General features: G+C 35.2%; 10 protein-coding genes and 3 tRNA genes. 10 read left to right on the forward strand and 3 right to left on the reverse strand.

The annotated features are described in order from the left end of the window. Positions 1-4: 4 nt before the first annotated feature. From ALGA_RS07535 to ALGA_RS07545, 3 genes are all read left to right on the forward strand, one after another. Positions 5-775 (forward strand): hypothetical protein, encoded by a 771-nt coding sequence (locus ALGA_RS07535; RefSeq protein ID WP_096428745.1) that lies wholly within the window; start codon positions 5-7, stop codon positions 773-775. Positions 776-873: 98 nt separating this feature from the next. Next, a complete protein-coding gene (locus ALGA_RS07540; protein ID WP_096428746.1) occupies positions 874-1,488 on the forward strand; it encodes a deoxynucleoside kinase in 615 nt (204 codons plus the stop codon). Between the two features lie 95 nt (positions 1,489-1,583). Beyond that, positions 1,584-2,198, forward strand: coding sequence for a deoxynucleoside kinase (locus tag ALGA_RS07545; RefSeq protein ID WP_096428747.1), 615 nt, complete (start codon positions 1,584-1,586; stop codon positions 2,196-2,198). Here ALGA_RS07545 and ALGA_RS07550 read toward each other — a convergent pair. Both ALGA_RS07550 and kbl read right to left on the reverse strand, forming a co-directional pair. Next, the gene (locus ALGA_RS07550) at positions 2,195-2,824 is read right to left on the reverse strand and encodes an OmpW family outer membrane protein (protein ID WP_096428748.1); all 630 of its coding nucleotides are present in this window, start codon (positions 2,822-2,824) and stop codon (positions 2,195-2,197) included. The genes ALGA_RS07545 and ALGA_RS07550 overlap by 4 nt on opposite strands. 87 nt (positions 2,825-2,911) lie before the next feature. Further along, the gene (gene kbl, locus ALGA_RS07555; RefSeq protein WP_096428749.1) at positions 2,912-4,102 is read right to left on the reverse strand and encodes a glycine C-acetyltransferase; all 1,191 of its coding nucleotides are present in this window, start codon (positions 4,100-4,102) and stop codon (positions 2,912-2,914) included. A 382-nt stretch (positions 4,103-4,484) separates the two neighbouring features. Here kbl and ALGA_RS07560 point away from each other — a divergent pair. From ALGA_RS07560 to ALGA_RS07590, 7 genes are all read left to right on the forward strand, one after another. Next, positions 4,485-4,558 (forward strand) — tRNA-Asn (locus ALGA_RS07560). A 46-nt stretch (positions 4,559-4,604) separates the two neighbouring features. Then, positions 4,605-4,678, forward strand: a tRNA-Asn gene (locus tag ALGA_RS07565). Positions 4,679-4,723: 45 nt separating this feature from the next. Next, a tRNA-Asn gene (locus tag ALGA_RS07570) sits at positions 4,724-4,797 on the forward strand. 287 nt (positions 4,798-5,084) lie between these two features. Then, on the forward strand, positions 5,085-5,345 hold the full coding sequence (locus tag ALGA_RS07575; protein ID WP_096428750.1) for a GIY-YIG nuclease family protein: 261 nt from the start codon (positions 5,085-5,087) through the stop codon (positions 5,343-5,345). 182 nt (positions 5,346-5,527) lie between these two features. Further along, a complete protein-coding gene (locus tag ALGA_RS07580) occupies positions 5,528-6,271 on the forward strand; it encodes a phosphatase PAP2 family protein (protein WP_096428751.1) in 744 nt (247 codons plus the stop codon). A 30-nt stretch (positions 6,272-6,301) separates the two neighbouring features. Next, complete coding sequence (locus ALGA_RS07585) at positions 6,302-7,735, forward strand: MFS transporter (RefSeq protein ID WP_096428752.1); 1,434 nt, start codon at positions 6,302-6,304, stop codon at positions 7,733-7,735. Positions 7,736-7,980: 245 nt separating this feature from the next. Next, entirely contained in the window at positions 7,981-9,711 is a 1,731-nt protein-coding gene (locus ALGA_RS07590; protein WP_096428753.1) for an endonuclease, read from the forward strand. A 375-nt stretch (positions 9,712-10,086) separates the two neighbouring features. On the opposite strand, the gene ALGA_RS07595 is transcribed toward ALGA_RS07590, so the two are convergent. Continuing rightward, the gene (locus tag ALGA_RS07595; protein WP_096428754.1) at positions 10,087-11,379 is read right to left on the reverse strand and encodes a hypothetical protein; all 1,293 of its coding nucleotides are present in this window, start codon (positions 11,377-11,379) and stop codon (positions 10,087-10,089) included. Positions 11,380-11,396 lie beyond the last annotated feature (17 nt).

An 11,396-nucleotide genomic window follows, 5' to 3' on the forward strand; every position in this document is an offset into this window, starting at 1 on the left:
GTTTATGCTGCAATTCCTTCTTTGGCTCTTTCTTTTGTTTCCACCTCAAAATATTGTTCAGATCAATCAGATTCATGATTTTATTTCGATTGATAATCTGGGGAATATATTTGTCGTGAATAATTCTGAACTTATCAAATTCAATTCTCAAGGGGAAAAGCTAACTGTTTTTTCAAATTCTATGCTGGGTACTATATCTTATATTGATGTAACAAACCCTCTTCAAGTTCTTGTATTTTATAATGATTTCAATCAGATTTTATTCCTTGACCGTAATCTTGCTGAAATCGGAAATGAAATTGATTTATATGAATTCTCGGATAACGAAACTGAATTAGTTTGCGTTTCGCCCAATGGCGGATTTTGGATTTATAACCGCAATAGCAATCAAGCAATTCACATTTCTGAATATGGCAAGAAAATAAATGAGAGCATTTTGCTGAACTCTTTCTACGAAGACCGAATTCCATCTAAAATTTTAGAATACAACAATAATTTATACCTTCTTTATCCTGATTTGGGGATTCTGAATTTAGATCGCAACGGTCAATTCAAGAAAAAAACTACTGTAACTGGCATTAAAGATTTTCAGATATCTAAAAACAATCTTTATTATACTATTGATACCGGTGTTTTCTTGTTACAATCTTTTGAACAAGAAGACAAACTAATCTATAAATCAAAGAATTTACTTGAGGGAGAATACATCATTCAAAACAACAATTTGTACATTTCCAATAAAAAATCAATATCAATAAAAACACTAACTCTTTGATTAAAAACAACCTGCAGTTTATGGACGATTTACCCAATTGAATTCCTCAAAAATATTCTTAATTTTAGTTGCCTTTTTTACACAAAGTAAACATAAATATGCACATTGCAGTTGCAGGAAATATTGGAGCTGGTAAAACTACACTAGCGGGATTATTAGCAAAACACTACGGATGGGAAGCCCATTTCGAAGATGTTGATGAAAATCCATATTTGAATGACTTTTACGATGACATGAAACGTTGGTCATTCGCCTTACAAATTCATTTTTTGAATAGTCGTTTCAATCAGGTTTTGTCATTGCGCAAATCCAAAAAAGACATCATTCAGGATAGGACTATATACGAGGATGCTTACATTTTTGCGCCGAATTTGGAGTCGATGAATTTAATGCCACGAAGAGATTTTGACAACTATCTGTCCCTTTTCAATATAATGAGTGCTTTAGTTCAGCCACCTGATCTTTTAATCTATTTAAGAGCCTCGGTTCCAACACTAGTAGATCATATACAGGAACGTGGTCGTGATTACGAAGAAACCATTCGTTTGGATTACCTAAAGCGTTTAAACGAGCGATATGAAGCGTGGATTTCGGGCTATAAAAATGGGAAATTACTGATTATTGATGTGGACAACATTAATTTTCTGAAAAACCCTAAAGACTTGAGTGAAGTAATCAACAAAATTGATGCTCAACTAAACGGACTCTTCTAAAAATGAGCTGTGATTTTTTAATTATGAGTTAAAGCTACCTAACTGATAATTACAAATTCGAATTTATAATTCAAAACTGATAATTCTTTCAAATTATGCATATCGCAATCGCTGGAAACATTGGCTCTGGTAAAACCACTCTTACCGAACTACTTGCAAAACAATATGACTGGGAAGCTCATTATGAAGATGTTGACGAAAACCCATATTTAAATGATTTTTACGATGATATGAAACGATGGTCGTTCAATCTTCAAATATATTTTCTAAAAAGTAGATTCAACCAAATTATGGAAATCCGTAAAGCCGGAAAAAATGTAATTCAGGATCGTACGATTTATGAAGATGCCATGATTTTTGCCCCGAACTTATTTGATATGAAACTGATGTCGCAACGCGATTTTAAAAACTATAACAACCTGTTCGAATTAATGGGATCGATGGTTCAAGCTCCTGATTTGTTAATTTATTTGCGTTCATCCGTTCCTACATTAGTGAATAATATTCAGAAAAGAGGTCGCAATTACGAAGAAACCATTCGTTTGGATTATTTGAAAAATTTGAATACCCGATACGAAAGTTGGATTCAAAATTACAATCGTGGTAAATTGCTGATTATTGATGCCGACAATCTCAATTTCCTTGATAATCCTGAAGACTTAAATGGTATTGTTGATAAAGTAGAGGCTCAAATTCACGGATTGTTTTAAAAGCGAAAAAATAATCCTATTGATAATTCTGGCAGAGAAATCTTATCAAAACCAGAATATGCTGTAGTTGAATCTGAAAGATTTGGAATATAGATATATCGTAAATTCATATCAAAACTCCAATCCTCGGAAAGATCGTACAAAAAACCAATATTAGGAGCTAATCCGACTTTATTTTCAGACATCGTATATTTAAAATCGTCGACTCCTCCTGAGGTTGCTATAAAGTTAACCTTGTTTCGGTAATAAAAGTACCCAAAAGCCAATGAAACATATGGATGAAAATCCCTGTCCCAAGCATCAAAATAGTAAGAAGCTCGCAACAGTGCAGAACCAATATTGTAATCCACATCGTAACTGCCACGATTATCACCATCCCAAAACTTATTCTGCCCTAATAAACTATACGACAGTTCTGCTCCAACACTTAATTTCTTATTCAGCATTTTTTGCCCAGTCAACCGAATAGAAGGTCCTGCTTTTGCCTGATCGCCCAAATCACCCATAGGATACTGATATCCCACAGAAGCCCCAACTAATAAATTTTTATCCTTATGATATTGAGCATTCCCTACAGAACAGAAATACATTGCGATCAGCAAAAATATAACAGATTTAAACTTCATCAATTCTCTTTTTGAATTTATCAATTACTAAAATACAAAAAAATGGAAACCGAACCGGCTCCCATTTCATATATAGCTTGAATAAATTTATTCAATTACTTTTAATTCTTTTCCAACCTTGATGAAAGCTGCAAGAGCTTTATCCAAATGCTCTTTTGTATGTGCTGCAGAAAGTTGAATTCTGATTCGTGCTTGTCCTTTTGCTACTACAGGATAATAAAATCCAATTACATAAATACCTTCTTCAAGCAATTTAGCTGCAAATTGTTGCGATAAAACTGCATCATACAACATCAAAGCATTAATCGCCGAATCCGAAGGCTTCACATCAAATCCTGCAGCCAATAATCTTTCTTTGAAATATTTTGAATTTGAAATTACCTTATCACGCAATTCAGTCGATTCAGTCAGCATTTCGAACACAGCCAAAGAAGCTCCAACAATTACCGGAGAAAGTGAGTTTGAAAACAAATAAGGACGTGATCTTTGACGCAACATTTCGATTACTTCAGCTTTACCGGTTGTAAATCCACCCAAAGCACCACCTAATGCTTTTCCCAATGTACTTGTAATAATATCAACACGATCCATACAGTTATGGTATTCGTGAGTTCCACGACCAGTATTACCAATAAAACCAGAAGCATGACTGTCATCAACCATTACCAAAGCATTGTACTTATCAGCCAAATCACAAATTTCATTCAATCTGGCAATATCACCATCCATAGAAAACACACCATCTGTTACGATAATACGAAAACGTTGTGCCTGCGATATTTTTAATTGCTCTTCCAAATCAGCCATATCAGCATGCTTGTAACGATATCTGGCCGCTTTACACAAACGAACACCATCAATAATTGATGCATGATTCAATTCATCAGAAATAATTGCATCACCCTTGTCGAATAATGGCTCAAAAACGCCACCATTTGCATCAAAAGCAGCAGCGTACAATATGGTGTCTTCGGTTCCAAAAAAGCTTGCAATCTTTTCTTCTAACTCTTTATGAATATCCGTTGTTCCACAAATAAAACGAACAGATGACATACCATACCCATGTGATTTTAACGCTTTCGAAGCGCCCTCCATAACACGAGGATTTGAAGACAAGCCTAAATAGTTATTCGCACAAAAATTCAGAACTGTTTCCCCAGTATTAACTTTAATTTCTGCACCTTGAGGAGTTGTTATAATTCGTTCGTTTTTATACAAGCCGGCATCTTTTATGGACTGAATTTCCTCTGCCAAATAATCTTTAAATTTTCCGTACATGAGTGTTTGTTGTTTATATGTGTTAGTTGTTTGAGATTTTTCTAAATTTTAAGCCAAAATTACAATAAAATTTCTCTTGAAAAGACTTCCTAAACTGTTTTTTGACACTCCTTGTTCGTGTAATAATAAAATCACGGATTAAATTTTATCATTTCTTCTAACACACTTCACCTTTACGATTCAAAACTCGAAGCTTGGAATACAATTAGATAGAAGCCAATCATGGATTGTCCCGCTTCCACTTCTCATTAAAAAAATGCTTTTTTGAAAAAAATTCTTGTAAGATGTTGTATTATTGAACAAATCCTATTAGTTTTGCATCGCAATTTTCATCCAGAATGTACGTCAATCGTACCACACAGAAGAAAATTAAGAGTAACATTCCTTCTTAGCTCAGTTGGTTAGAGCATCTGACTGTTAATCAGAGGGTCCTTGGTTCGAGTCCAAGAGAGGGAGCAACAAAAAGCAGCCTAATTGCTTTCAAAATAATTTAGGACAGCATTCCTTCTTAGCTCAGCTGGTTAGAGCATCTGACTGTTAATCAGAGGGTCCTTGGTTCGAGTCCAAGAGAGGGAGCAACAAAAGCAGCCTATTTGCTTTCAAAATAATTTAGGACAGCATTCCTTCTTAGCTCAGCTGGTTAGAGCATCTGACTGTTAATCAGAGGGTCCTTGGTTCGAGTCCAAGAGAGGGAGCTAAAAGCCATTCATTGCGGATGGCTTTTTTTGTGCACTGAATTTTTCTTTCATACAATATTGACTTACAGGTTCAAAACGGTTCACGAATCACTCCCCTAATTTAGATACTTATGATCTTCTAAATACAATAAATACTGACTGTTAATCAGTCCCGACGAGTCGGGATGGCTCGAGTCCAAGAGAGGGAGCTGAAAGCCATCCATTGCGGATGGCTTTTTTTGTGCACTGAATTTTTCTTTTCTGCAAAAAAACTTCCAGTTCCAATATTTCCCTAATTTAGATATATGTTTTTCATATATATTTTATACTCTCCATCATCAGACAAATACTATATAGGATATACTGAAGATGTTTCTAAACGAATTTTCATGCACAATAATCCAATACGATCTAGCTACACTTCAAAACACAGACCCTGGATTCTCAAAAGAGCATTTAAAGTTAGCGACAAAAAAACGCTTACTTTAAAAGTGGAACGGAAAATAAAGAAAATGAAAAGTCGAAAATATCTGGAACAATTATTGGATCCTCTAAAAGGCGAATAAACCTTTTGTGATCTTCTAAATACAATAAATATTGACTGTTAATCAGTCCCGACGAATAAGGATTGGTTCAAGCCCAAGAGAGGGAGCTAAAAGCCATCCATTGCGGAAGTCTTTTTTTATTGTAAAGCCCCTCCTATCCAAAATTTTCTTCTATTTTTGTTGCAATTGAAAAATTATAAGCCGTGAAACACTACTCAATATCTTTATTTCTTTATCTAATCGCATTTCTGATTATCCCTATTTCTGGATATTCTCAGGTTAAAATCGACACAACTGCCACATTTCAAAAGGAAAGACTAAACCCCGGCTTAGGAAAAAAAGTTTTTACTAAAGAAAATCTTCTGGTGTTTGGTGGATTATTAGGAACTTCTTTTCTACTCGACGAATGGTCGAACAAGCGCTTAAAATTAAATCAAAATTCCTTTTTGGATTCCTACACCAATATATTTAATGAATTTGGTGAGAAAAAATACATTGCCCCCGCCACCTTCGCAGCCTGGGTGATCGGCACAGCCATTAAGGATGAAAGACTGTCAACGACTGCACTCAACTCAGGTAAAGCTCTAATCACTGCCGCAATCTTAACTGAAGGCACAAAAATCATAGCTGGTCGTTCACGGCCCGACATGAATAGAGGAAATATGCATTTTGATGCCTTTGGTGGTAAAAACAACGATACAAAATCATTCCCTTCAGGTCATGCTTTTGTATCATGGGCAGTATTTACTCCCTTCGCCGAAGAATACAGCAAATGGATATACGTTATTCCAGCATCCGTGAGCTTTGCCCGAATGTATAAAAACCGACATTGGTTTTCTGATGTTGTTTTAGGAGGAGGAATTGGCTATTTTGCAGGTCTTTATTTTCACAAAAGAAAAAACCAATCTGTCATTTTCGATGGAAACGGAATCATCATAAAATTTTAAACAACCTAACTACAACCCAAAACCAATATCATGAGCTTAACAAGTGTCTTTAAAAAATTCCCAAAAACCTTTTGGGTTGCAAACACCATCGAATTATTCGAGCGATGGGCATGGTATGGCTTTTTCATGCTTTTTGCAAATTACCTTACCGGATCTTCTGATGCAGGAGGACTTGAATTTACCCAAGCACAAAAGGGTATGCTGATGGGAATTGGAACAGGAATTCTCTATTTTCTTCCTGTGATTACCGGATCGATTGCAGATAGATATGGATACAAAAAAGTTCTATTCATTGCATTTATCATATACGCCTCGGCTTTCATCCTCCTTCCAATGTTCGATACATTTACAGGAGTATTTATCATGTATCTATACCTTGCGGTAGGAGCCGCCTTATTTAAGCCAGTTATATCTGCAACAATCGCCAAAACAACAACAGACGATACTGCATCTATTGGATTTGGTATTTTTTATATGATGGTAAATATTGGAGCTTTCTTTGGGCCAATGGTTACGCTACTATTCAAAAATTCTTCATACGACTTGGTTTTTTACATATCCGCAGGTATTGTATCAATCAACTTTATACTACTATTATTCTATAAAGAACCCGATCGTAAACCTAACAATGACTCTTTAGGGACTTCAATCTCTAATGTTTTTAAAAATATCGGTTTGGTAGTTGTCGATTTTAAATTCATGATTTTTTTACTGATTATTGCTGGTTTCTGGACCATGTACAATCAATTATTTTTTACTCTTCCAGTATTTATTGCGCAGTGGGTTGACACATCGATTGTTTATGACTTTTTTAACCACTACCTGCCATTCTTTAGTGAAAATTACAGTACCCATAACGGACAAATGGAGGCGGAGTTTATTACTAATTTCGATGCACTATTCATTATTATCTTCCAAATCATTGTTTCTACCCTTGTCATGAAATGGAAACCTCTACGTACCATGATGACAGGATTTCTGGTTTGTGCAATAGGAATGTCGCTTACTCTTTTTACACAAAATGTACTTTTTACCTTTGCTGCTATCTACATTTTTGCAATTGGAGAAATGGCCGGATCGCCAAAAATCACCGAATACATTGGAAGAATTGCTCCTGCTGATAAAAAAGCTCTTTACATGGGCTATTCATTCATTCCCGTATTCCTTGGAAATGTATTTGCTGGTTTTATTTCAGGTAACGTTTATCAGAATATGTCAGACAAAACCTTATTCGTGAAACAAGAAGTCGCTAAAAGAGGCCTCGAAATTTCCGAAAACCTTTCGCAAAACGAATATTTCAATAAAGCTGCAGAATCAATGAACATGAATCCAATGGAATTGACAAATTATCTGTGGACTTCATATAACCCATCGAAAATATGGTATATTATTTTAGCGATTGGCCTTTTTTCAGTTGTAGCTCTTTATTTTTACGATAGGCTCTTACTAAATAAAAAAGCATAATACACTAGAAATTATGGTCTCCATAAGACTTATCACACAACTTCTAATCCCACTCCGGTGGGATTTTTTTGTTATTTTCATCAAAACAAGATAGATTATCAAGGTCTTCTGCATTATATTTCATAATTTGCACACGAAATAAATCAATATAAAGGTCACCTTTTACTGATTTACTCGTACTAAAGAAACCACTCGACCATTTTTATGCTACTCAACCCAATTAATAACATGTTAAGGCATATTATATGATAAAAACTCTACACGTAAAAATTTTATTTTTCCTCTCTGTTTTTGTTGCTTTTGCACTATCGGCAATGGCTCAAACTTCCATTGAAGAATACTACCAAAACACGACCGGAAAAACGGGTGGTGAATTGAAGACTGCATTGCATTTCATCATTCATGAGCACATAGAACTGCCCTATACTTCGGGTGAATATGATGTTTGGGATGCGCTTAAAGAAACAGATGAAGATCCAAATAATCCAGACAACGTACTCCTAATCTATACGGGAAGAAGTGAAGCAAAAGCCAATCAAGACGATGGTTCAGGAGGTGATTTATGGAACAGAGAACACATCTGGGCCAAATCACATGGTGATTTTGGAACAGATCCTGGAGCAGGAACAGATATACATCATCTTCGTCCTTGCGATGCGAGTGTGAATTCTGACCGCTACAATTTATTCTTTGATAATGGAGGAGTCGCTAATTCCGAAGCTACCGAATGTTTCTATGATGATGATTCCTGGGAACCCCGAGATTCGGTGAAAGGAGATATTGCAAGAATGATATTGTACATGGCCGTTTGTTACGAAGGCGAAAACGGTGATCCCGATTTAGAGATGACCGACGATATGAGTTATAGTACGGTTAATTATTCGGCTCCTTATTTTGGAAAACTCTCCACTTTAATTGAATGGAATACACAAGATCCGGTTGATGATACCGAAAAAGCAAGAAACGAAAAGGTTTATGCAATTCAAGGAAACAGAAATCCATTTATTGATTATCCCGAGTGGGTAAACACTATATGGGTTGACACCGATAGCAATAGTCCTTCCGTTACTAATTATTCTCCAGAAAATGGAACTGAAGCTATTTCTCTTACAGCCAATCTTATTTTAACATTTAATGAAGAGATTTCTGAAGGAACAGGAAATATTCTTATTAAGAGATACTTCGATGAAAGTGAATTTGAAAGTCTAAACGTTATAGACAACCCTAGAGTTACTATTACAAACAATACAATTCTAATTAATCCAGAAAAACAGTTTGAAGAAGGGATTAAATATTACGTGAGCATTGCAAGTGGAGTACTCACAGATGCTTCCTTTAATACTTTTGACGGAATTAGCAGTAAAGATGAATGGTATTTCACTTCTGGATATACACCTCCTTTAATAGTTGACGTTTCTCCAGAAGATAATAGTGAAAATGTATCGATGGATACTGATTTGGAAATTACTTTTGACAAAAATGTTCAAGCTGGAAATGGTAAAATATACATTAAAACTAGTGGTACAGTAGTAGAGGAAATGTTTGCTTCTAATGCTTTGATAACCTATAATGGAACACAAATTATCATTGATATTCCAAATGATTTGGAATCGGGCACCGAATATTACATTACTATTGATAACAATGCATTTGTAAGTGCAAACGGTTCAGCTTTTGCTGGAATTGATTCAGACGCCAAGTGGAATTTCACAACAGAAATCCCAACAGGAATTGAAGACTTATATACTGATGGAATTCCATATTTCTATCCTAACCCGGCTGTGAATGAAATTCAACTGAAAAATATGAAGGATGTAGAATCGATGTACATCTCGAACTTAACCGGGCGAAATATCATGGAAATAAAATCGCCTGATACAAGAATATCCATTAGTAAATTACCAAAAGGGATGTATTTTGTAACCTTTATCTCAGCAGACGGAAGTAGAATAACAAAAAAACTAATGAAGCGCTAAAACTTCATGTAAACAAATAAAAATGGCTGATTCCAAATGGAATTCAGCCATTTTTTTCAATATTATATTATCTCCCTTTCAAATCAACAAAGCACACCTTAACAAGCTTACTTTACAGTGAGAAAAGTCCGACAAAATCAAAACCCGGAAAGATTTGAACAACTTCTTCTTATAACTAAGTCATAATCTTCGTTTATACCTCATAATCATCTCTAATCAGCATAAATACTGCCTCAGCCATCAATTCCCCACAGAAGTAAAGCACTACGCAAGTAAATAAGCATCCCTCATATTCCTGCAAGTCAAACTTGTTAAAACAAAAAAAGCCCGAATCCATTGGATTCGGGCTTTAAATTTAATATTTAAATTCAATATTTACTTTTGAGTCGGTCCTTCAACATACTCAAATTCAGGACTTGGTCCAGATTTGGTGCACTTAAAGGTAATTGTGTAATCAACCATTCCCGATGCATATCCAGCAAAAGTTACAACATAATTCACATCTACTCCATCAACCTGTGCAACCGCATTTGGAAACTTTAAAGGAAGGTAAGCATTAACACCTGCTTTAACAGCATCCTGCCAAGTAGCAAAACTTGCATCGTAATTTCCAGCAGCAATATTAAACTCAACATAGTATGAATTAGCTCCAAAATATGCTTCAGCCGTACCATAAGTATCAAGATAGTCAGCACCTACATTAGCACCTACATAGTCAACAATCATTTGATAATCATCCGCTACCATAGTATACAATATTGTAGGATCAAACAACCAACCATTTGCAGTTTTAAGATACTGATCTGTTTTAGCAACAGTTGAAGAGTACTCTAGCCAAACACCATCAGTTAAAGTGTATTCTTTTGCTTTAGTTTCAGTAACACGATCTGCATAATATTTATACACCACAATATACTTATCACCATCAACAGAATAAGGGAACTTAACAGCTAAGAAAGTTGACAAATAGCTTTCAGGAGCGTCAGATTCTGAAAAGTTATTGTAATTTCCTGGAGCTCCCATAGATCCATAATCAGCTGAAGTTAATTCATACAATTGAACATCATCTGGAATTGCTGGTGCAACTTTATTTGACTCAGCCCAAACAGAACCATCAAATACCCAAAATTCAGTAATATTAGATGTGACACCATAATCATAATACGCATAAATTATCGCTTTCTCATCGCCATCTACAGCATCAGGATACTTGCCTAATAAAAAATCAGCCAGAACTGTTGCAATTGGAGTTTTATAATCGAAGTTATCATGTTCCCCATACCCTAACAACGCGTAATCCGAAGGTTCTAGTTCGTAAGAAATAGCGGCTACGTTTTCTAAATAATCAAGGTAATCACCTATGTAATTAAGTCCTCCCTGATAGAAAGCATAGGTAACTCTAACAGAAGAAGTCAAATCTAAGGTTGGATACTTTTTAGCTAAAAAATCAGGTAAATAGTTAGCCGCCGCATCATAAATGCTAAAACTTCCATATTTTTCTGGATCTCCACCAATATCGCTATAATCGTCATCAGTTAATGCATAATCCAAGCTTCGAACATTATTATCAATACCCAACGCATCAACATCCTTGTAAATATCTTCCATCGGATCACAACCTGCAAATACCAACGCAAATAGTGATACTATATATAATATTTTTTTCATTTTAATTAATTTAATAG

This window comes from Labilibaculum antarcticum, assembly GCF_002356295.1.
Lineage (GTDB): Bacteria > Bacteroidota > Bacteroidia > Bacteroidales > Marinifilaceae > Labilibaculum > Labilibaculum antarcticum.